Here is a 19,082-nt window from a genome sequence, read left to right on the forward strand (position 1 = left end):
TATGCGCCGGTGGATCGAGATGAACACCATCTCACCTGTGTGCAGTGCGGTCATATCCAAGCGCTCCCGATTTGCCCGATCAGCAGTGGCAGCCTGGGGCTGGGTGCGGTTTTGCTGCAGGGTTTCAGGCCGCTGTTCCACACCTTTGAAATCCATGGGCTCTGCAGCCGCTGCCAGCAAGTCGAGGCTGGGCTGGATGGTTGACCTAGTGATTGCCGGCGCCGGTCCCCAGGCCCTCACCCTCTGTTGTCTGTTGCTGCAGAAGCGCCCCAGATGGCGGCGCCGGCTGCGAATTCTTGATCCCAGCGGCTCCTGGCTGAGCCGCTGGCAACGGCAGATGGAGTGCTACGAGATCCCCTGGCTGCGCTCACCCTCGCCCCATCACCCCCATCCGAACCCCCATGCCCTGAGGAACTTTGCGCAATCGCAGCAGCGCAACCGCCAGCTGGAGGGTCCCTATGGCCTCCCCCACACCGATCTCTTTGGGGACTTCTGCCGACATGTCATCAGCGAGTACCAGCTGAATGAGGGTGTACAGGCCACGAGCGTGGAGCACATCCGACTTCCCCAAGTAGGAAGCGGCCCGATGCAGCTGGCACTCAGCGATGGCACAACCGTGGCCGCCGGCAGGTTGGTGATCGCCACAGGTAGCGGAACGCCTCAGTTGCCCTCCTGGGCCGGGGCCATTTCTGGCAACTATCCGCCAGAAGCCCTGCAGCACAGCGACAGGATCCATCTCCCTTCGCTGCACCAACTGCAGGGCAAACGAATCCTCATTGTGGGAGGTGGGCTCACCAGCGCCCACCTGGCCCTGGGAGCGCTTCGGCGGGGTGCGCTGGTGCATCTGCTGTGTCGCAGGACCCTGAAGCACAAGCCCTTCGATGCCGATCCGGGGTGGCTCGGGCCCAAATATCTCAAGGACTTTCATGCTGAACCCTGCATGCAGCGTCGTCATCGCCAGGTGCTGGAGGCTCGCGACGGTGGTTCCATCACGCCGGAGACAGCCGCCCAGCTCAGGCAGGCCCAACGAGGGGGAGCGCTGCGGATGAACGAACACTGCGAGGTGAGTTCAGCGCAATGGTGCTCCGATCAATGGACTCTTCCTTGCATGAATGGCCATGAGCTTGAGGCCGATCGGATCTGGCTCGCCACGGGCCATCGCCAGGGCGTCAGCCAGCACCCACTGGTGCGGCAGCTCCAACAGCAGCGTTCGATTGAACTGGTCAACGATTGGCCAGTGCTGGCCTCCGACCTGAGCTGGCCAGGCACCGCTGTGCATGTGACGGGTGGACTCAGCGCCCTGCAGATCGGCCCAGCAGCCAGGAATTTGTTCGGCGGGCGAGAGGCGGCCCAGCGCATCTGCCGGGCTGTGATCAAACATTGATCAGCACCACCAGATCGCTGCACCATCGGGGCTGTGCTGTTCCAGCTGTCACAAGATTCGGCCCTGAAATCACGACAATGGTGCCGAGCAGGCTGGCTTACAGCTTGCATGCCGGCTTCTTGGCCAGTTCGGCCTGAATGAATGAAGCGGGACTTCTTGATGGCCGGCCTCTGGGGCTATGGAAGACCGGGAGGCACTTGGCATCCAGCATCTTGCTTCCATCTAGATCCGCAAAACCACCAACTGGCGCAGGCGTGCGTCGCGGTCAGTCGGCTGGGGCTTTGAACCTAGCCATGTCTGTGTTCTTGCTCGAGCGACACCCTCTCTTGGCCAGTGGTGGCGAAAGGTTCCGGCAGATCGTTGCTGTGTCAGCCGGGTCCCTTCCTCATTGCTGCCGTGCATCGCAGCTGCCCTGGCAACAGGGAAAGCGAGCGCAGCCCGGACGGGGCGCCCGCAACACCACAGCCGTGATGGGTGATGTCCTCCTCCTTCTTCTCGACCCCTGCTTCCCAGTCCCCTGCTCCTGCCGTGCCTTGGCAGACCTACCGCCAGCAGCAGCAGCAACCCAACCAGGGCTCTGCTGGTTCCATAGCTCCACTAGCTGCTGAACTCGACCCCCTCGATGAGGGCGACGACGAGGCCAGCGGCCACGACGGCGGCACCGATGACGACAGCTTTGACGCTGTCCCTCCCCAGGACTCGAGCAGCGGCAGCAGCGACAACGACGACCCCCCTGCTGCCACCACCAGCAGTGCTGAACCGCTGCGCGCCGAGCGTCGCCGCAGCAACCAGCTCGAGAAAGAGCTGCGCAAGGCCCGCGCCCAGCTGTCGCGCTTCTCGGAGATCAACCCTGATGAGTACGCCCGCCTGCAGGACGCTGAGCGCAAGCGAGAAGAGTTTGAGCGCCAGGTAGGCGACCGTGAACGTCAGCTCAATGAGGCCAACCTCCGCCGCGTGCGCAGTGTGGAGAAGGAACGGGATGAGGCCCGCTCCCAGGTGCAGAACCTGCGCAAGGAGCGGCTGCTGGAACGCCTCTTCTCAGAAGCCGAGGGCCGGGTTGGCGGCGATGAACGGGGCACCTTCTTTGACACCTTCGTGACGCTGTGCGGTGGTCACTTCCAGCTGGGGGATGTGGACGGCCGCGAGCGGCTGTTGCCGGTGGATGGCAAGGGTCAACCGCTTACCGCCGATGGGGTGGCGCTGTGCGATGGCGATTACATGGAAGAGCTGCGGCGTCACCCGGTATTCAGCTTCTTGTTCCAGCAGCGCAGTGGTCTGTATGCGGGCACGGTTGCAGAGGCGGGCCATGACCACAGCGCTGCACCAAACCTGCAGACGCTGAGCACCGCCGAGCTGTATCTAGAGGCCGTCAAGGCCACGACGCCCAGGGCGGCTGCACCACGGCGCTGATCAGCTGAAAGGGAGAGTGAAATGACCTGGTATCTGGTGTTCTGGCGTAACCGCTCCACATCAACCGTGGTGCCGGCCGCCAGCGCCAGCCAGGCCCGCTCCCGTGCCCGCGTCAAACAAAAGCGTGGTTACGGGGCGATCGTTGCTGCACGCCGCGCCAATAGCCAAGACGCTGGCTTGATCAGAAAAGGGACCTGGGTGCGGCGCCGCCGTGACGGCAGCAGCCCCCAGTTCGGCTCTGCTCGCTCCAAGGCCAGGGCCCGGCGGCAGCGGAGCAGCTACAGGCATTGGCTGTAAAGCCCGGCCACCAAGCGGCAGCCGGGCCTGAGCCCCAAGGGCTCAGCAGACCGAAACGGTGCAGCCGGGGGGGCCCTGCAGCTTGCGGGCAAAGGCAAATGCCTTCTCGGCGGGGATCAGCCGCATCTTTTTGACGGGCTTACCGCGGCGGCCAAAGAACTCGACCTCACAGGGAGTGGAGCCGAGCTTCTGAACGCCGGGCTGATAGCGGTGAACCACAAGCAGGCGGACTTCACAGACGGGGCTTTGGGGACTGGCCATGGCTGGGGTGGTGCGGAGAACACCGACCAAGCGCCCCGCAGATGAGCACTAGCCAGGGGCGAGCAAAGCGAGCCTTGCGTCAGCCCTTGCTAGTGCGAGCCGCAGGGGCATGCTGCGGAGGGGTTTCGCAACGCCCGGCCAGCCAGGCCCCCAGTGGCCCTGCTGACAAGACCCGTGCTGCCTCCTCACCGCGCCCGGTGAACAGCCCTGCTCGCTTCCCTCTGCGATCGAGGACTGCCAAGTGGCCTGTTCGGAGCTGATGCGGCCTGCCGTGTAGCGGCACCCTGCCGGCCCACTCTGCTGCACCCCGGCCAGCGTTCGTCTGTTGCATGGGGCCTTACCTGCCTGGTGGCCTGGCCTAGCAGATAGTTCTCTACTGCTGCTCACCCCGGCCGGAGCCGCGGAGCCCGAGCAGGCGCGAGAGGCGTAGCGGCAGAGGCCTTGGCTCTATGCAGGCCAACCAGTCAGGCCACCAGCTAAAGGCCGCCGCGTAATCCCCGAGCGGGAGTGAGTGGGTGGAGGGGCGTAGGCCTCCAGCGGGCCTGGGCCCTAGACGGCCCAGCGCAGGGGCTGCTCCCAGGCTTCCTCTGGACAGATCAGATCCCAGCAGCAGGCCCTCGGCTCGGGCAAGGAAAACAGCACCAGCTGCTTAACGGACTGGCCGGCCTTGCGCTGCCTGGTGCTGCTGGAGCGGAGCAGGGTGGAGGTGGCTTGCATCGCAGGAAGGAGAAAAAACGCCCCCACTCGCGCCCATCAAGCCGCTGGGTCAAGGCCGCCAGCAGGGCGCTTGCCTTGGCCTTGACCCTGCGGCGCTGCCAGCCCGTCAGGTTGCTGGCGCATGGGCGAACCATTGGGGAAAGTGCTCTCCCCTGCGGTGCACCACGGCTGACGCTGAACTTCAGCAAACCAACAGGGTGAAAAAGCCGGGATTCGGCCCCCGGCAGGGCCTGAGCCCGTGGCTTCTTAGGCCAGAGCGTGCCGCTTGGCTTCCAGCTCGCAGCGCAACACCAGCAACTCATGCTGAGCCAGCAGCCGCTGATCGAGCTCATCAACGCGGGCCAGACACTTGCGGATGGCGGGCAGGACCTCCTCTTCCAGGCGGGTGATCTCCTCCTCTCCATAGGGCTGCTCGCTCCACGTGCGGCGCAGCGGCAGATCACGCCGCAGCATCAGCACCACCTCGATGGAGCGGAGGGTGGATTCGAGCAGCAAGAACGGATCTTCTTCTGGCCTGCAGAAAGGTGAGGCGGCAGCTGAAAGAGAAGCCATGATTTTCTGCGCCATCAGGCGCAGCGAAGGGACTTCCCGAAGCGGAGGCATGACGCAGGAATGCCTCAGACTGAGGAAGCCCGGAGCAAGCCACTGGTGGGCAACGCAAGAGTTTTGGACCTGGGCCTTATTGGGGTGCAGCGGAATCCCTGAGCAGGCGCGAGTGGGTGGAGCAAGGCCGGATGTGCGGCCTGTTCAGCGCAGAGCTGGAATCCCAGAGCGGGAGCGAACGGGTGGAAGCTCGGAGCGACCAAACACCCGAATTTCGGTTGTTTTAGTCGGCTTGCTTCCCTGACTACCCCAGCTCAGATCTTCCGCAGACGCGGCTTGTTGAGGTGATGCACCGCATGGACCACCACGCCAAAGAGCCCTGAGCGATCAAAGACCTCCAGGTCCAAAGGAATTGCTACTTCTCCTGGCCGAACCGGCTCAAGCAACCACTGCTCCCCCTGGCGCAGCAGCTGCCGCATCAAGAAGCTGCCCTGGTGGGCAACAACGACGACATGGCCTGAGCAGGGTTCAACGCTGCGGTCAATCACCATCAGGTCGCCATCATTTATGCCGTGCTGGCGCATGCCATTGCCGCTGGCCCGCATGTAAAAGGTGCAGACCGGGTTGGGAATCAGGGCGGACTGGAGATCCAAGCCCTCACCCAATGAACCCAAGCAGAAGGGCACAGGCTCGCCAATAGGCAGGTCGGCCAACATCAAACCAGCAGAGGCGGCAGTACGTCTGTTCTACTCCTGGCGAGGGGGTTGGGCTGGGCTGGCTCAGCTGCCGGCTTCTGGCCAGGGAACAAGCTTCATATCCCCCACCCTGTTCCAGGTTTTGCATTTGGGATCAGCCAGCCGGTAGATGGCGTTGCCGTCTGGCCCGCTCTTAGTGACTACCAGGACCGGCGCACCAGGCCAGCCGATTCGCCAAAGCTGCTCATCACCTGCCAACACAATCAAATCGCCAGTGGCGGGGTGCTTGAGGTCTGGGGCCATCGCAGCAGGGTAGAAAGCCAGGGTTGCTCTACTGGCCAGCAGCGATCAGGGGTGACTACCTCTCAGGTATCAGACGCCTGAGCTGTGGTTTCCCTCAGGACACGTGAACAGGTAGATCCACAGACGTCTTGAAGACTTCAAGGGCTGAGCAGCCATGTTTGGCATGGCGCTCAGCCTCTTCTCCAAGGGGTATCCCGTGGAGGCAGGCTGGGTGGATGCCCTGGACTCCCTACGCCGATTGGATTTTTACGCTGGTGAGCACCGGCAGCATGCTGCTGATTGTTTGGCTGGTGTTGAGGCCTAAGCCGTGAGCGCAGGAGTTTGATCGCGCTCAAGAGGGAGGTGCCATCCGCGTCAACGCTGCTCCGCCCAGCAGCGCCAGCAGCAGCTTGAGGGTGGAATCAAAGCCGCCCTGCAGCTGCTCCAGCGTGCCGGGGCAGATCTGACCGACAGGACGGCCTACGAGCGCCCGCTGGCCGCAGACCCCAGCGGCGAGCGAATAGATCAGCAGCTGGGTGCCGATCACCACCGCCAGGGTCTTAAAGATGAACCGCTCACGGTCGAACGGCGGCTTGGGCTGCTGGCCTGGCCCGGGAGTTTCATCCGGTGGTCGTGGATCCACAGCCTTGCCCCATTTCCCCCTCCTGCGGCAGCACAAGCTCACCGCCCTGCAACAACCCCCAGATCCGTTGGGCTTCCGCCTGGCGCCGCTCTAGGTGCGGTGTGCCGGGCCTGAAGTAACCCTCAGCCGCTGCGGCTGAACCGGTCCAGTAGGCCGCTGCCGCTGCTGAATCCATCTTGTGAGGCCGGTCCTCAAATACCCGGGTCCAGCCGATCAACGAGCCCTCGGTCGGGTCGTGCAGCCCGGCGTACTCCTCCGCGAAGTAGAGCTGCTGCCAGCTGTTGCTGTTGGGATCGATGCCTGCTGCGATGGCCCGTAGACGTGCCGCGTCATAGGCGCTGCGGCGCACGCCGTGTATTGCATGGCCCCGCGGCCGGCGCCACTACCGGCCTCGATTACATCGAGGTTCTCCAGTTCAGGCTCACCTGTCTCGATGACCATGCAGCCAAGAAAGCCGCAGGCCTCTTCCGCCGTGAGGGGTTGGATGACGCCCAGGCTGGCCTCGGTAACGGCGCTGCTGCAGAAGAAGCTGAGCCAGTGCTGCAGGTTGGAGTGGGACTCGGACTCCTGCTCGACCGGCCCCGGCATCACTTTTTTTCCTGGAACACCCCCACATAGACCGTGCCCTGGCGGTAGCGGGGCAGCACCTTGTCGCGTAGATCGGCGTTGTGAATACGTATGCAACCCAAGGTGGGATGCAGGGGCTGCTGCGCTGCCCAGGCACCAGGCCAGCCGCAGGCGGATCCACCGCCGTGGAGCATGATCCCGGCCCGGCCGGCCTTGACCTCCTGGCCCTCTAGCTCCTCCATATCAAAGGAGTACCAGCCGTAGGCCATGGCGGTATCTGAGCAGGGCGGATTGGGGTTCTGCTCGTAGTCCGCATAGAGCTGGCCCAACTTGTAGAGACCGGGCGGGGTGTCGGTGTTGGTGTGGCTCCAGTCGGTGTCAGCGCCCTGGCCGCGGGCCAGGCAGGGGAGCTTCCACAGAAACTGGCCGGTGTGGTCATAAGCCTCTAGGTCTTCGTCGCGGTCATTCACCAGCAGGTAGGAATCACCCGGTTTGACAGGGGCGGCCTTCTGCGGCCCGGCCATGCCGGCTTCCTCTGAACCGCGGGGATCGAGACCGCCGGACGGAGGCTGCGGCTGGGCTGGGGCTGGTGGCTCCTCGCTGAAGGTGAGTGCCCAAGGCGCCTGCTCGCAGAGGATCTCCTCGCCGCGCTCAGTGCTGCTGATTGCCTCAAACAGCTGCAGAACGCCGCGCTGCTGCTGGGGCTGGTCGCGGTAGAAGCGGAAGCGATCACTGAACCGCTCGGCGCTCATCGGGGTGGTCATGGGGAGTGGAGCTGACCACTGCCTTTGCCAGCCCCGCTACAGAACCGGCTGACCGGTGTTGATCGCCTGCTCCACGATGTCGGCAGCGCGGGCGACGCCACCGGCGGCGGCGATGGCCTGCTGCAGCCGCTGGGCGTTGCTGCGGTAACTGGGATCGCCCCACACCTGATCGATGGCGGCCCGCAGCCGCGCCGCCGACGCGCACTTGAGCGGCACCACCGCGCCGCTGCCGCTCCAGGCAACGCGGGCAGCCACGCCGGGCTGGTCGTTGGCGATCGGGATCGCCACCATCTGCACGCCGCAGCTGAGCGACTCGAGCACGGTGTTGAGGCCGGCATGGGTGATGGTGAGGGCGGCGCGTTGCAGCAACTCCAACTGCGGCGCAAAACCCACCACCAAGGGGTCCCCGGGCAGGGGCGGCAGGGCATCGGGGCTGCTGCCGCCGCCGAGGGCGATCACCAGCTGGGCATCGAGGTGGCGGCAGGCCTTGGCGATGCGGGCAAACATCTCTAGCTGCTGGTTTTGAATCGTGCCGAGGGAGGCATAGATCAACGGCTTGCCATTGAGCTGGTGCCAGGGAAAGGGCGCCGCCGCCCGACTGGCTGGATCCACCAGGGGGCCGGTGAAGTGAAAGCAGGCCGGCAGGTGGCGGCGCGGGTATTCGAAGGCGGCGGGCTGCTGACAGATCTGAGCCAGGGGCGACCAGGCCTGGGAGCTGTTAGCGAGCACGGGCAGGTGGTGGTGCTGGCGGTAGTCGATCACCACCTGGGTGATCGGCCGGGTCAGGCGGGCGAGCAGCCGCTGGCCGAGGCGATTGCGCAGCCGCGCCCAGGCAGCGGGGTGATAGCCCCAGCCGGTATTCACCGGTGGCACGGCTGGCTCTGAATTGAGCAGCAGGGCACAGCTGACGCTCACAAACGGCAGATTCAGCACGTGGGCCACCGTGGCGCCACCGAAGGAGGTTTGATCAACCAGCAGTGCCTCCACCCCGTGGGCGCGCAGGGCCGGAGGCGCCTCACGCAGAAGCATGGCGGTGGCTTGCTGGAAATAGGCAATCGTGGTGCGAAACGCCGCCGCACCGCTCAGCTCGCCCAGACGATTAAAGAGCTGCTTGGTGCAGCCGGCTGGATAGTCGGCCAGGCCGATCGGCACAAACTCCAACCCGGCCGCCCGCACCCGCTCTTGCGCATCAGCGATGCCGATCAGGCTCACCCGATGACCGCGCTGCCGCAGGGCATGGCCGAGGGTGGTCATCGGGTGGAGATGGCCGCTGGCGGCGGGGCAGAGCAGGCCGTAGTGGGTCAAGGGAAGAAATTGTTAGGACTAGATAATCTAGATTTGCTATGTGAACGCTCAAGATCAGAAGCGGGCAGATACCTTAAATTTGACATTTTCTCCGGCCCCATCTTCTGCATCTTGATGTTAGATTGTCCGCTATCCACAATGTAAATCAAGCCATCGGTCTTATTGAATTCCAAAGACTCCAAGCATCTCCATTAGATCTAACATGTCAATGGCTCATGCCTGAAGACATCTAAGCCAATACGTCACTTTTCTATGTTTGCAAAAGGATCTTCAGGACTAAGGATAAATGGATTGTAGCTCTTTATGAGATCCGAATACCAGGCCAAGTCAACATATGTATCATTGATGACCTTAATCTTCTTTCGATATTCAGACGCATGTCTCTTGCAGTGATATGCCAAGAACAGCAGCAGCCCTATCGTCAAGATGGATAAGACCATCAAGAAGAAGCCTTTGAGAGAGATTAGCAGCTTTACTGTAACCAATAGGCTAAATGATAAAGATGGGTTTGTGCCATTTGGGACGGGCAAGAAATGCAAGGGATATATTACAGTTAATATTGTTATAGGTGACAGAGCAAGAACTGATATGGATAGGCTGTTCATATCTGACATATTTCGAGAGAACGCTCTTGCCATGCTCTTGTGACGCCTGACTACTGATTGGATTCGAAGACTGATATTGTCGAACTCATCTTCAATCGCCCTCACTCGGTCCCACAGCCCAGGAACGGGCATCTTGAATCCGCGAACTGGGATATCTATGGGTGAGAAACGTAAATTGCCTGAGAGCCTGTCACTACTAGCTTTAGGAGGCCGAACAGCAGCATTGATCTTCGCCTCAAGCTGCCGAAGATACCTTGCCGGATAGTATAATCTTGGCGAGATCGATCTGATAAACTCGGCCTTATCTTCTGATGTGCTATCTTCAAGGTTTATTAGATCAACTTCTACTTCTGTAAAATCTAAATCCTCAAAGATCTTGTCGTCATGCCATTCAAAGTTTATGGAGTCCATGCGCGCCTTCAGGTCTAGAGATTCGTCAATGAGTGAATTCCAGTCGTAAAGGAGGCGATCATAGTCACTTCCCTCGTTTATAATTCTTGAAACGAGAAAGGCCAGGATTACGCCTATCATTGAGGCTGACGCCTGTGAAATTGTTGAGAAGAAACTATTCCAGTCCACTATTCAAAAGGTCCGGTTGAGTCAATCTAACTCTTTATTGAATGGTTCCAAGAATCAGGAGCATCGTCCTGCCTCTTTCCGGTAACCAAGGTGGGCGCCCCTTCCATAATCTCACCAACTTCAGCTTTCACATGACTTTTGAGTCGCTGTAAGCCAAGGCTAGCTGTGGTTCTCGGGTCTGCAAACCACCTGTCCAGCCCGATACACAAGGCGAGAGTTGGAGTAGTTAATTTTATTGCTTCCAGCTGTCAAAAGACATTGCGCCAACAACAGTTGCGGTCATTCCTTTTGGCCAAGTCAGATCATGCCCCTCTTGGTGTATCTCACCGCCGTAGCCCAGCCCCAGCTCAATAGCTCCTCAGCCGATTACGCCCCCAGGTGCTGGCGTCCGGCACCGCCATTGCTATCAAGGAAGGCTGCTGACTCGGCGGCTCCATCCACTACGCCGTGTTCTTCTCAGGCCTATTGGGCGATGGCATCGTGATGGTGCATGCCCTTGATGAGGCCCATGCCGTGGATATCGTCCTGGCCCAGCACCCTGACGCTCATGTGAAAGCCGTTCCGGCCGCTTCGATCGAGGGCATGAACAAGCACCGCCTTCTGTTTTCTTGGCTGGAGTCGCTGTAAGGCCCAGTGGCCAAAGGCCAGCAATGGTTGGGCGAGAGAGCTCACGCTCGTTGGCCCCGGTTGCTCAGAGCACGATCACTCGGGCGGCTGACCCCCAGATCAGCTGCTGATTGCGGGCCAGTAGCAGGGCCTGCTCACGCGGCAGACAGTGGGGATCGGCGCAGATCTGACCCTCGCCATCGAGGAACATGTGCCGCGCCGTAGTGCTGCTCTTGGCGGCTAGGCGGAACGAGATCAAGCGGATCGGGCAGGCCGGCTCAACGGGACTGGTGGCCATGGCGGTGTGACAAGCAGGACGCGACCACCTCGCCCCGGTGCTGCCTCGGCCCCTCAGACGAGCAGCCAAGGGGCAACCTGCGGAGAGTCTGTTGCTGCTGCTTCCGCCAGAGATGGCAGCTCCCTGGGCCTTAGCCCAACGGCCTGATCTGCATGATCGCCGCGCGCAGCTCGAACCTATTGAGACTTGGCCACCAGCGGAAAGGCAGGAGCTGGTTGTCCTGCAGCACCACCCCATTCACCCGCTGACAGACGCTGTCCCAGCGCCAGTCCACTAGAGCCGCTCCAGCAGCGGTATGCAGCGGCAGCAGCTGCTCCAACCGCCGGCGCAGGAAGGAAGGCCGCAACCGGTCGCAGCACTGCCCCACCAGCTGGTGCTGGCTGCGTCGTTGCCGGATGCGTAGGGCGGCCAGGCTTGCAATGGGAATCACCACGTCGCCAGCTCCATCAGGTGCGTGAGATCGGCCGCGCCGCAGTAGCCGGATCGCGCTGGAACAAACCGTCGAGGTAGTGGCGGCTCACGGCCCGGTCCTTGCAGCCGTGCTGGAACAGGAAGCCAGCAAGCGCTGCCTGCAGCAGGCGGTACTGGTCCCAATTGGGATGGCTGCTGATGAATTCCCGCATCGCCTGGTACAGGTCCTCCGGGAACTCATTAACGACGCTCACGTGGACCGGGAGGTGGCCTGGGATCTGGCTCATGCGTTCATCACGGCAGTGCACCCATCAAGTCACGAGCACCGCAGCGGCGTCAAAGCAGCAAAACCAGTCCGACAAGGCCGTGTCTCTCCGTGAGAAGCGAGGCCTGAACTGCCTTCCTGGCGGCTTGCTGTTCCTCTTGGGCTGGCCAAAATTCCCCACTGCCGCCGGTCAAGAGGAGAGGGCTTTTCCACAGCCGGTGCTGCACTGCTGGCGCCAGCAGCGGGCTCTTGCGCGTTCAACCTGTGGAAAAGTCGCCTTTTATGGCGGGAAACCGCTGAATGCGGGGGAAAAACCCATAGCTCAGCAGCCCTGATCGATTCGCCCGCGCTCCTGCAGCAATACCAATCGGGTTTAGCGAAACACCAGCTCCTGCCTGATCCCCAACTCACAAGCGCCCATTCCCACCATCCAACGGTCCAGCCGCGACCTGGCAACAGCTGCTGTTGTCACTGGGGCAAGGCCCCGGGAGAGTGCCCTTGGGCCTGACCTTGATCGAGGCGCAGAAGTATGCCCGCCGCGCTGAACAGCTGGCGGTGCTCAAGACCTTTGCCGAGGGGGAGCTGCTGCGCCGCCTGCCCTTCCGCAATCTTGTCGGTGGCTCTTTGAGCTTCCCGGCTGAAACCAAGCTTCCTCGTGTTGGCTTCCGGGCAGTGAATGAGGGCTACCGCCAGAGCTACGGGGTGATCAACTCCGATTCGGAGTTTGTGCACCTATTTGGTGGTGATCTCGATGTAGACCGCTCGATCGTTGATCTGCAGGGCCCCGAGGCCCGTGCTGCCCAGACCGAGATGAAGGTGCGCTCCATGCGCCTCACACTTGAGGCGGCGATCATCAATGGCGATGACACCTTTGATCCGCGTGCCTTCAACGGGCTGAGCAAGCGGCTGGCACCTGGAGACGAGCAGACAATCGACAACGGCGGCAGCACGCTCAACCTGCTGGCGCTTGAGGCATTGAGCGACAGCGTGATCGGCTACGGCGGCGACAAGGTGCTGATCGCCAGTAAGGCCGCCCGCCGCCAGATCAGCACCGCCTCCCGTCAGGCCGGCGGCGAGCTGTATGAGGTGATCGACGGCCGCCACTATTTCGAGGGGATCGAGATCCTGCTGGTGGAGGAGGACGCCGAGGGCCATGCCGTCCTCGGTTACGACGAACCAGCTGGCACCACCTCCATCTACTGCTGCGTGCTGGGTGATGCGGCGGTCTGCGGTCTGCAGGGACCGTTTGAGGGCAGGTATGGCATTGCGGTGCGTGATTTCGGGGAGGTGCATGACGCACCGGTGTTCCGCACGCGGGTGGATTGGTACGTGGGCTTTGCCGTCTGCAACCGCAAGGCAGCGGCCCGCCTCTACAACGTGGCGCCCATGCCGCTGGTGCTGCCCTAAGCGCCAGCACTAACCCCGGAGGACTGCCCAGAACCACACATTCATTCCCCATAGGAGCCCTATCCATGACCACCCAAGCCACCCGGCTGCTCGATGCCCAGACGGTGCTCGTCGGCTGGATTAACCATTCGGCAACCGACTGCTACGAACACAGCCGCAGCAGCGGCTCCCTGTCGGGCGCGAGGTCAGCCTCGAGGTCAAGACCACCGATCGCTATGGCCGTTCGGTGGCCGAGGTGATCTCAGAGATCAACATCAATTTGGCGCTGGTGGAAGACGGCCAAGCCTTTGCCTACCGCCAGTACCTCAGTGGGTGTAACGCCAAGGAGTATCTGGACGCTGAATACCGTGCCAGCCGGCGGCGCTATGGGGTCTGGCAGGTGGAAGGCGGCATCACCCGGCCTTGGGACTTCAGGCGAGGTCGCCGCTCAGCCGTCATCCCTGATGGCACCACCCCGGGGGGCCGCCGTTACCGGTGCAGTGAGATCAACTCCTATGAGCGCGCCCAAGAGCTGCTGCGCCAGGGGCATAACTACCTGGACGGAAATGATGATGGAGAGGCCTGCGAAATGTTGCGGCGCTGAACAGCCAACAACAAGCAGCTGAGGCAAGCTGATAGGTGGCTGCAGATCAAAGGAATGCCACGCCTGCGTTACCGGCAGAACCCATTACCGCTTGGCCCAGATGCTCCAGCTGCTGAGCTCTATGGGCCAGAGCAAGCCAACCCGCCTGGTTTGCAAGTAATGGAGCAAGGCAAGCTCGCCGTGGTGCCGCTCTGCCCCTTGTTTGCAGATACGCCAAAAGCAGAAGGCTGATCATTAGTCAAATCAAGGGCTTTTCTTTCGCTTGATCCCACTGGACAACCTGTGGGGAATTGGTACTTTCAAGGAAATTCCATTGAATTCATGCTTACCGGATCCGAATTGCTCGCCAAGGTCAAGGAGCTAGGCGATGTCTCCAAGTCCGAACTCGTGCGCGAATGCGGCTATGTGAGTACCAAAAAAGATGGCACGGAGCGGCTTAACTTCACGGCGTTCTATGAGGCCCTGCTGGGCGCTAAGGGTGTGAACCTCGGCACCGATAGCGCCGGCCGGGGTAAGGGTGGCCGCAGCCTTAGCTATGTCGCAACTGTTCAGGGCAATGGCAATCTGCTGGTGGGCAAGGCCTACACCGCCATGCTCGACCTCAAGCCAGGCGATGAGTTTGAGATCAAGCTGGGCCGTAAGCAGATCAAACTTATTCCCCTAGGCAGCACAGAAGAGGAGTGAGCAGCTGCTAGGCGGCTGCTAGTGAGCATTTGTTGCGCGAATGCAGCCGCCTGCTGTGATCTCTTGCACAGTGAATGCAGGCGCCAGAGAGTTAGGTGCCGGCATGAGCGCCTGTACTCCCTTGCCCGGCCGCTCCAGAAACCCCCGCTCACCCTGGGGGGTTTCTGTTGTCACCCAGCAGGGGTAGTGCTCCTGGAGGCTTGATTCTCAGCGCGGCAACGGACAGAGCAACGGTCCCGGCACGCGGCAGGTGCGCCAGTCGCCGTTGCTGCTGCTTACCTCCACCCCAATCCAGCTGGTGGGATGGTCAGGCTCACTAAGGAGTCCAATCCATTCGATGGCATCAGCGATGGCGTCATCAAGGGAGTCGTACTCACCGTCGAGCTGACCGTGAGGCTGGCATCTGCCGTCGATGAGGCGGTAGCTGCGCTCGCTGGGCTGGTATGCCTTGCGATATCGAGCTGTGGCTCCGCTTGCCTGCATATTTTTTTCTTCTAGAAGCATCACCATGGCCAGCAGCAGGGGGACCTTGCTGTATCGAGCGGAACCTTTTGATGTGTCGTTACAGCTGCTATTCAATCGCGGCTCAGATTTACGCCGCCCAACTGGGTCTGGAGCCTGGCGATGCGTTCGAAATCAAGCTGGGCTGCATGCAGATCGAGCTGCTTGCCCTGGCTGCCGTAGAGAAGAGAGCTGACAAGCAGTTGCTCTTGGTCGACTAGGCCGGCAACTGGCTGAGTTAGTCATCAGATTCGCCACCAAGGCCAGCGCAAGGACCGCTGCCACCTCTGCGGAGCAGGGCTTTCTGCCTGAGGCAACGGCACCCCCTGGCCGCCCCACCACTGCACCAGCTGGCGTAGTGGTTGCTGGCTGGCCTCTCCCCTGCATAGCAGTAACCACAACGCTTCCACCAGCGGGTTGAGCGGCCGCAGCGGCACCAGGCCTGCACCACGCCAGGGGGTAATCGTCAGCAAGGTGAGATCAGCGGGCAGCAGCAATGGCGCAGCCACCAGCTGCTCCAACCAGCGGCCCGGATCAGCGGAGCTGCAGGGGTAGAGCGGCAGCTGGCCGCTGTGCTCCAGAAGCTGATGCAGGCAGGGCTGGTGATCGCGGGGCGGCAGCAGGTAGCCCTGCGGCGGCCAGCGGCGCTTCCCTCCGGCTCCCTTTTGAGCGCCACCACCGCTAGGCCCCGGTGCGGAATTGCCACTGGATTCAAGAGAAGGGCTGTGGAGCAGCAGCAGGGGCCGGCGGCCGAGGGGAATCGCCTCTACAGCTGAGTTGCGGAAGTCAGGCACAAACGCGGCCGGGGTTTGGCATGAATCGCCCGCCACGCTCACAAGCACCGCATCCACACTGCCGGCCACCAGGCGCCGCGCCCACTGAGTTGGCGTGCGGAAGGCAACCTGGGGCCTGATTAACGGATCAACGCTCTCCAGTAATGGGAGGTGCAGAGGATCGCCGGCAGTACGCAGCGGTTGCTTGCAACCAGCACTACCAGCTGGGAACCAGCCGTTAGATATCCAGTCGATAGCAGTACCAGCTCCTGGAGCTGTACGAATAGTCGATCAGTTTGCGTACATCGATAGGGCAACAGTTGCACAAAACAAACCAGGACGAACGCTGCTAATTGGACATTGGCGTTAGAGCATTGAATTGGGTTTTGTTCATAACACCGCAATGGCAGCAGTAATTGGAAATCATCCTCTGCGTTTTCACTTAATGATCGGTGCTGCGCGTAGCGGCAAGAGCACGGCAGCGCGCATTTTGGCCGCACAACTGCAGTGCGCTTTTGGCCAAGAATTGCGTTACATCTCCAGTAGTCAGATCCGCCAGGAGCTCTACGGCGATAGCGCCATCCTCGGCCGTTGGCCGGAGGTGGAAGCGGTGATCCATGAACAACTGCTGGCAGCAATCGCTGCCGGTGAGTCGGTGATCCTGGAAGCCAGCTACGTGCGCCGCGCCTTCCGCCTAGCGATCACCCAGGCGTTGCCCCTGCCGGTACCGGTGCAGTGGATCGGCTGGTGGCTTGACACGCCGGTGGCCCAGTGCCTGGCCTGGAACCGGCAGGGCCCCAATCCATTGCCGGAAGGGGTGATTCGGCGCCATTGCGCCCAGCTACTGCAGGCGGCGCCTGTTCCCCACCGGCAGGAGGGTTTTGCAGCAGTGGTGCGGCTACAGCCGGCTCAAGGCGTGGCTTTGGAGGAGCTGATCACCGCGGAGCTTGGGCGGCTGGATGTTTGCGTGCGGCGCGGTGCTAATCGCGATGCCGCCTACCGGCTGCACGGCTACTCCCGCCTGCTGGATCTTGAGCGGCTGCTTTACCTGATCAAGCTGCTTAGCGAGCACCCGAAACTAACCGCGACGAACTCTGCTGCCGCAGAGGAGGTGGATGGTGAGCTCGAGCAGTTGCTCGCGCCCCTGCCAGCCGGTGGGCTGGAGCAGCAGGCAGCAGCTCTGCTGGCCCGGCTGCATGGCGCTTGTTACGGGGATGCCGCAGCGGTCATGGCTGATCTGCAGTGGCTGGATCAATGCGGCTTTTCCTCTCGCTGGCTGGCCCAAAGCGAGCTAGCGCTACCGGCGATCGAGCCGCCGCCCTGGCCTGAGCGTTGCGCCCGTCCCTGCAGCGGCCTGCCGCGTCTGGCCGATCGCGAGTTCTTTACGCGGGTGTTCACCGTGCTGCGGCACCTGCTGCGCAATCCGCACGATCTGCAGAGCGGCGAGCTGATAGCCGAGCATCTGGCCCACAGCCTCGATAGCGCCACCGGCCAAAGCTGGACTGCTCGCCAGGTCAATGCCGCCCTTAATGAGACGCTGACGCCCTATGGCTTCCGGTTGCCGTATCGCAGTGGTCGCAAGGGCTACGGCCTCGGTGCAGCCCTGCTGAGCCTGCCGGAATTGCGAGAGGTAAGCGAACTGCTGGCGCTGCAGGCTGAGCACCTGGGCGATAGCCGTGCAGCGGCGATCAGCACTGCACTGCAGCAACGTCTGATGTGCATCGATGGCGCCAGCTCCGGCCCGCCGCAGCGCCGCTGGCTGTTGACCACACCCCCGCCACTGGCAACTCAAGCCCGGGGCGGCAAGGGTTCAGCCGCCGCTGCTCCTGCAGCGTCTACTGCCGGAGCTCAGCTTGAGCTCATAGAAGCAGCAATCCGCCAGCGGCAGCGGCTGCTGCTCTGCCACAGCCGTAGCAGCCACAGGCAGGGCAGCCAAGCTCAGGGCAGCCAAGCGGAAGCGGTATGGCCAGTGCAGCTGCTGCTCCACGGCAGCCGCTGGTGGCTTTTGATCGAGCACGACAGCATCGGCCAGCCCCAGGGGCTGCTGCGCTGTCTGGAGCTGGAGGCGGTGCATGTCTTTCAGCGGGAGCAGCGGCGCGGACGCTCTGTTGAGCGTCATTGCGCAGCGATCGCGCGCGCCCAGCTGCTGGAGCAGTGTTGCGGCGGGCTCTGCTTTGGCAACGACCTGCCATCCCAACTCGCCCACAGTCATCCCCCAGTGGATGGTGCTCGGCCCCAACTGGCCTCGTTGCGCCTGCGCTGCAGTCCAGCAGTGATGGCCGACATCCGGCGTGAGCTGGATCGTTTCTAGCCGTCGGCTGTGCGGTTTGCGGCTGCCCTGCCGGGCGACAGCTGGGGCAGGACAGAGCGTGGCAGCAAAGGTCTGCGAGCCGGTGACGACCCGCACTATCCCTATCCGGTAGAGGTGGATCTGCCGGCCTGGGTGCTGGAGCAGGACCAGGAGCTGCGGCGCTGGCTGTTCAGCTATGGCGCCGGAATCCATCTGGAGGCGCCCAGTGAACTGGTGGCTGAGCTGCGCTGCTGGCACCAGGCTGCGCTGCAGACCTACCGGGCCAAAGGGCATGAGGTCGATGGGACGATCGTGAAAACTGGTGGGCTGTTGCTCAAGGGTGCGCCCAGCGGTGGTGCGCAAGCGTTTTGCGACCACCTCCTCTTCCATGACAGCCGGTGGAGGTAGGCAGCGGGCCCGGTAGCTGATCGGATGCAAAGACTCAGGGCCTCCTTGTGGCCGCCGATCAAAGATCGCTGTCTACACTATGGCGTACACACGTGAGGATTGATCTGTGGAGGTCCTGCCCAGCCGCGTGTTCATGAATGGCAACAGCCAGGCGGTGCGCATTCCCGCTGAGTTTCGCCTCAGCAGTGACCGGGTGCAGATCAGCCGCACCCCGAACGGGGATCTGCTGATTCACCCCTGTCCAAGCCAGCGGGGCCAGGCCTTGCTGCAGACGCTCAGTGGATTTGACGCCGACTTTGTGGAGGTGCTGGAGCAACAGCAGGCAGACAAGTTGCCGGTGCAGGACCGAGAGGCCTTGTGATCTACCTGCTCGACACCAACATCCTCATCTACCTGAGCAAGAACCGTCCGCCCCAGGTGGCCGAGCGCATTGATGCCCTCAGCGACGAGGAGAGCATCGCCATGTCATTCATCACCTGGGCTGAGCTGTTGCGCGGAGCAGAGGGCAGCCAGCGGCGGGAGGCCACCTTGCAGCAGCTGGAGGCCCTGAGGCGGCTGGTGCCGGTGCTGTATCCCGCTGGACCTGGGATCTGCGAGCACTACGCCATTCAGGCCACCGCCCTGAAGCGCAAAGCCACTCCGATCGGCGCCAACGATCTCTGGATCGCCTGTCACGCTCTGGCCATCGGCGCCACTGTCGTGAGCCACAACGTCAGTGAGTTCAGCCGGATCGAGGGGCTGCCGCTGGTGGACTGGGCCGCCTGATGCGGCCCGCGGCTGTTGCTTGGTTGCGGCAGGTCATGG

29 protein-coding genes are annotated in these 19,082 nt (G+C 62.3%); 14 read left to right on the forward strand and 15 right to left on the reverse strand.

What is annotated here, in order from left to right; genetic code table 11:
* The first annotated feature begins 154 nt into the window (after nucleotides 1-154).
* The 3 genes from KBY85_RS10825 to KBY85_RS10835 all read left to right on the forward strand — a co-directional run bounded on the left by KBY85_RS10825 (nucleotide 155) and on the right by KBY85_RS10835 (nucleotide 3,091).
* The gene (locus KBY85_RS10825; RefSeq protein WP_254961513.1) at nucleotides 155-1,384 is read left to right on the forward strand and encodes an FAD-dependent oxidoreductase; all 1,230 of its coding nucleotides are present in this window, start codon (nucleotides 155-157) and stop codon (nucleotides 1,382-1,384) included.
* A 477-nt stretch (nucleotides 1,385-1,861) separates the two neighbouring features.
* On the forward strand, nucleotides 1,862-2,794 hold the full coding sequence (locus tag KBY85_RS10830) for a hypothetical protein (protein ID WP_254961514.1): 933 nt from the start codon (nucleotides 1,862-1,864) through the stop codon (nucleotides 2,792-2,794).
* Nucleotides 2,795-2,815: 21 nt separating this feature from the next.
* Complete coding sequence (locus KBY85_RS10835; protein WP_254961515.1) at nucleotides 2,816-3,091, forward strand: hypothetical protein; 276 nt, start codon at nucleotides 2,816-2,818, stop codon at nucleotides 3,089-3,091.
* A gap of 42 nt (nucleotides 3,092-3,133) precedes the next feature.
* On the opposite strand, the gene KBY85_RS10840 is transcribed toward KBY85_RS10835, so the two are convergent.
* The 7 genes from KBY85_RS10840 to KBY85_RS10870 all read right to left on the reverse strand — a co-directional run bounded on the left by KBY85_RS10840 (nucleotide 3,134) and on the right by KBY85_RS10870 (nucleotide 6,581).
* On the reverse strand, nucleotides 3,134-3,352 hold the full coding sequence (locus KBY85_RS10840) for a hypothetical protein (protein WP_254961516.1): 219 nt from the start codon (nucleotides 3,350-3,352) through the stop codon (nucleotides 3,134-3,136).
* 549 nt (nucleotides 3,353-3,901) lie between these two features.
* Nucleotides 3,902-4,069, reverse strand: a complete 168-nt coding sequence (locus tag KBY85_RS10845) for a hypothetical protein (RefSeq protein WP_254961517.1) — start codon at nucleotides 4,067-4,069, stop codon at nucleotides 3,902-3,904.
* Between the two features lie 246 nt (nucleotides 4,070-4,315).
* On the reverse strand, nucleotides 4,316-4,672 hold the full coding sequence (locus KBY85_RS10850; RefSeq protein WP_254961518.1) for a hypothetical protein: 357 nt from the start codon (nucleotides 4,670-4,672) through the stop codon (nucleotides 4,316-4,318).
* 254 nt (nucleotides 4,673-4,926) lie between these two features.
* On the reverse strand, nucleotides 4,927-5,328 hold the full coding sequence (locus tag KBY85_RS10855) for a LexA family transcriptional regulator (protein ID WP_254961519.1): 402 nt from the start codon (nucleotides 5,326-5,328) through the stop codon (nucleotides 4,927-4,929).
* Between the two features lie 63 nt (nucleotides 5,329-5,391).
* Nucleotides 5,392-5,610 (reverse strand): hypothetical protein, encoded by a 219-nt coding sequence (locus KBY85_RS10860; RefSeq protein ID WP_254961521.1) that lies wholly within the window; start codon nucleotides 5,608-5,610, stop codon nucleotides 5,392-5,394.
* 331 nt (nucleotides 5,611-5,941) lie between these two features.
* Nucleotides 5,942-6,232: a hypothetical protein gene (locus KBY85_RS10865; protein WP_254961522.1), complete on the reverse strand. Its 291-nt coding sequence runs from the start codon at nucleotides 6,230-6,232 to the stop codon at nucleotides 5,942-5,944.
* Nucleotides 6,210-6,581 carry a hypothetical protein gene (locus KBY85_RS10870; protein WP_254961523.1) on the reverse strand — a complete coding sequence of 124 codons (372 nt, stop codon included), beginning with the start codon at nucleotides 6,579-6,581 and terminating at the stop codon, nucleotides 6,210-6,212. The genes KBY85_RS10865 and KBY85_RS10870 overlap by 23 nt, the downstream gene beginning before the upstream one ends.
* Before the next feature lie 8 nt (nucleotides 6,582-6,589).
* Here KBY85_RS10870 and KBY85_RS10875 point away from each other — a divergent pair, with 8 nt between their 5' ends.
* Entirely contained in the window at nucleotides 6,590-6,850 is a 261-nt protein-coding gene (locus KBY85_RS10875) for a hypothetical protein (RefSeq protein ID WP_254961525.1), read from the forward strand.
* Here the strand turns inward: KBY85_RS10875 and KBY85_RS10880 are convergent.
* The 3 genes from KBY85_RS10880 to KBY85_RS10890 form a co-directional block, all read right to left on the reverse strand.
* A complete protein-coding gene (locus KBY85_RS10880) occupies nucleotides 6,820-7,563 on the reverse strand; it encodes a L,D-transpeptidase (RefSeq protein WP_254961527.1) in 744 nt (247 codons plus the stop codon). The two genes, KBY85_RS10875 and KBY85_RS10880, sit on opposite strands and share 31 nt — an antisense overlap.
* Nucleotides 7,564-7,599: 36 nt before the next feature.
* Complete coding sequence (locus tag KBY85_RS10885; RefSeq protein WP_254961528.1) at nucleotides 7,600-8,868, reverse strand: glycosyltransferase; 1,269 nt, start codon at nucleotides 8,866-8,868, stop codon at nucleotides 7,600-7,602.
* Between the two features lie 242 nt (nucleotides 8,869-9,110).
* On the reverse strand, nucleotides 9,111-10,004 hold the full coding sequence (locus KBY85_RS10890) for a hypothetical protein (RefSeq protein ID WP_254961530.1): 894 nt from the start codon (nucleotides 10,002-10,004) through the stop codon (nucleotides 9,111-9,113).
* Between the two features lie 495 nt (nucleotides 10,005-10,499).
* On the opposite strand from KBY85_RS10890, the gene KBY85_RS10895 reads away from it, so the two are divergent.
* Nucleotides 10,500-10,679, forward strand: a complete 180-nt coding sequence (locus KBY85_RS10895; protein WP_254961532.1) for a hypothetical protein — start codon at nucleotides 10,500-10,502, stop codon at nucleotides 10,677-10,679.
* A gap of 64 nt (nucleotides 10,680-10,743) precedes the next feature.
* Here the strand turns inward: KBY85_RS10895 and KBY85_RS10900 are convergent, their stop codons facing one another.
* The 3 genes from KBY85_RS10900 to KBY85_RS10910 form a co-directional block, all read right to left on the reverse strand.
* A complete protein-coding gene (locus KBY85_RS10900; RefSeq protein WP_254961534.1) occupies nucleotides 10,744-10,956 on the reverse strand; it encodes a hypothetical protein in 213 nt (70 codons plus the stop codon).
* A 130-nt stretch (nucleotides 10,957-11,086) separates the two neighbouring features.
* Nucleotides 11,087-11,389 carry a hypothetical protein gene (locus KBY85_RS10905; protein WP_254961537.1) on the reverse strand — a complete coding sequence of 101 codons (303 nt, stop codon included), beginning with the start codon at nucleotides 11,387-11,389 and terminating at the stop codon, nucleotides 11,087-11,089.
* 13 nt (nucleotides 11,390-11,402) lie between these two features.
* Nucleotides 11,403-11,654 (reverse strand): DUF2811 domain-containing protein, encoded by a 252-nt coding sequence (locus KBY85_RS10910; RefSeq protein WP_254961538.1) that lies wholly within the window; start codon nucleotides 11,652-11,654, stop codon nucleotides 11,403-11,405.
* Nucleotides 11,655-12,130: 476 nt separating this feature from the next.
* Here KBY85_RS10910 and KBY85_RS10915 point away from each other — a divergent pair, with 476 nt between their 5' ends.
* The 4 genes from KBY85_RS10915 to KBY85_RS10930 all read left to right on the forward strand — a co-directional run bounded on the left by KBY85_RS10915 (nucleotide 12,131) and on the right by KBY85_RS10930 (nucleotide 14,306).
* Complete coding sequence (locus KBY85_RS10915; RefSeq protein ID WP_261347701.1) at nucleotides 12,131-13,039, forward strand: major capsid protein; 909 nt, start codon at nucleotides 12,131-12,133, stop codon at nucleotides 13,037-13,039.
* Between the two features lie 226 nt (nucleotides 13,040-13,265).
* The gene (locus tag KBY85_RS10920) at nucleotides 13,266-13,622 is read left to right on the forward strand and encodes a thermonuclease family protein (RefSeq protein ID WP_254961539.1); all 357 of its coding nucleotides are present in this window, start codon (nucleotides 13,266-13,268) and stop codon (nucleotides 13,620-13,622) included.
* 54 nt (nucleotides 13,623-13,676) lie between these two features.
* A complete protein-coding gene (locus KBY85_RS10925) occupies nucleotides 13,677-13,853 on the forward strand; it encodes a hypothetical protein (protein ID WP_254961540.1) in 177 nt (58 codons plus the stop codon).
* Between the two features lie 90 nt (nucleotides 13,854-13,943).
* Nucleotides 13,944-14,306 carry an AbrB family transcriptional regulator gene (locus KBY85_RS10930; protein WP_254961541.1) on the forward strand — a complete coding sequence of 121 codons (363 nt, stop codon included), beginning with the start codon at nucleotides 13,944-13,946 and terminating at the stop codon, nucleotides 14,304-14,306.
* A gap of 207 nt (nucleotides 14,307-14,513) precedes the next feature.
* On the opposite strand, the gene KBY85_RS10935 is transcribed toward KBY85_RS10930, so the two are convergent.
* Entirely contained in the window at nucleotides 14,514-14,816 is a 303-nt protein-coding gene (locus KBY85_RS10935; protein WP_254961542.1) for a hypothetical protein, read from the reverse strand.
* 44 nt (nucleotides 14,817-14,860) lie between these two features.
* On the opposite strand from KBY85_RS10935, the gene KBY85_RS10940 reads away from it, so the two are divergent.
* Nucleotides 14,861-15,028, forward strand: a complete 168-nt coding sequence (locus tag KBY85_RS10940; RefSeq protein WP_254961543.1) for an AbrB family transcriptional regulator — start codon at nucleotides 14,861-14,863, stop codon at nucleotides 15,026-15,028.
* Nucleotides 15,029-15,052: 24 nt separating this feature from the next.
* On the opposite strand, the gene KBY85_RS10945 is transcribed toward KBY85_RS10940, so the two are convergent.
* Entirely contained in the window at nucleotides 15,053-15,670 is a 618-nt protein-coding gene (locus KBY85_RS10945; RefSeq protein ID WP_254961544.1) for a hypothetical protein, read from the reverse strand.
* Between the two features lie 355 nt (nucleotides 15,671-16,025).
* On the opposite strand from KBY85_RS10945, the gene KBY85_RS10950 reads away from it, so the two are divergent.
* The 4 genes from KBY85_RS10950 (at nucleotide 16,026) to KBY85_RS10965 (ending at nucleotide 19,043) form a co-directional block, all read left to right on the forward strand.
* A complete protein-coding gene (locus tag KBY85_RS10950) occupies nucleotides 16,026-17,891 on the forward strand; it encodes an AAA family ATPase (RefSeq protein WP_254961545.1) in 1,866 nt (621 codons plus the stop codon).
* A 9-nt stretch (nucleotides 17,892-17,900) separates the two neighbouring features.
* Nucleotides 17,901-18,278: a WYL domain-containing protein gene (locus tag KBY85_RS10955; RefSeq protein WP_254961546.1), complete on the forward strand. Its 378-nt coding sequence runs from the start codon at nucleotides 17,901-17,903 to the stop codon at nucleotides 18,276-18,278.
* A gap of 106 nt (nucleotides 18,279-18,384) precedes the next feature.
* Nucleotides 18,385-18,639, forward strand: coding sequence for an AbrB/MazE/SpoVT family DNA-binding domain-containing protein (locus tag KBY85_RS10960; RefSeq protein ID WP_254961547.1), 255 nt, complete (start codon nucleotides 18,385-18,387; stop codon nucleotides 18,637-18,639).
* Nucleotides 18,636-19,043, forward strand: coding sequence for a type II toxin-antitoxin system VapC family toxin (locus KBY85_RS10965; protein ID WP_254961548.1), 408 nt, complete (start codon nucleotides 18,636-18,638; stop codon nucleotides 19,041-19,043). Before KBY85_RS10960 ends, KBY85_RS10965 begins: the two co-directional genes overlap by 4 nt.
* The last annotated feature ends 39 nt before the right edge of the window (nucleotides 19,044-19,082 follow it).

Origin of the sequence: Cyanobium sp. BA5m-10 (assembly GCF_024346255.1) — a bacterium.
In the GTDB taxonomy this organism is placed as follows: Bacteria; Cyanobacteriota; Cyanobacteriia; order PCC-6307; family Cyanobiaceae; genus Cyanobium_A; species Cyanobium_A usitatum.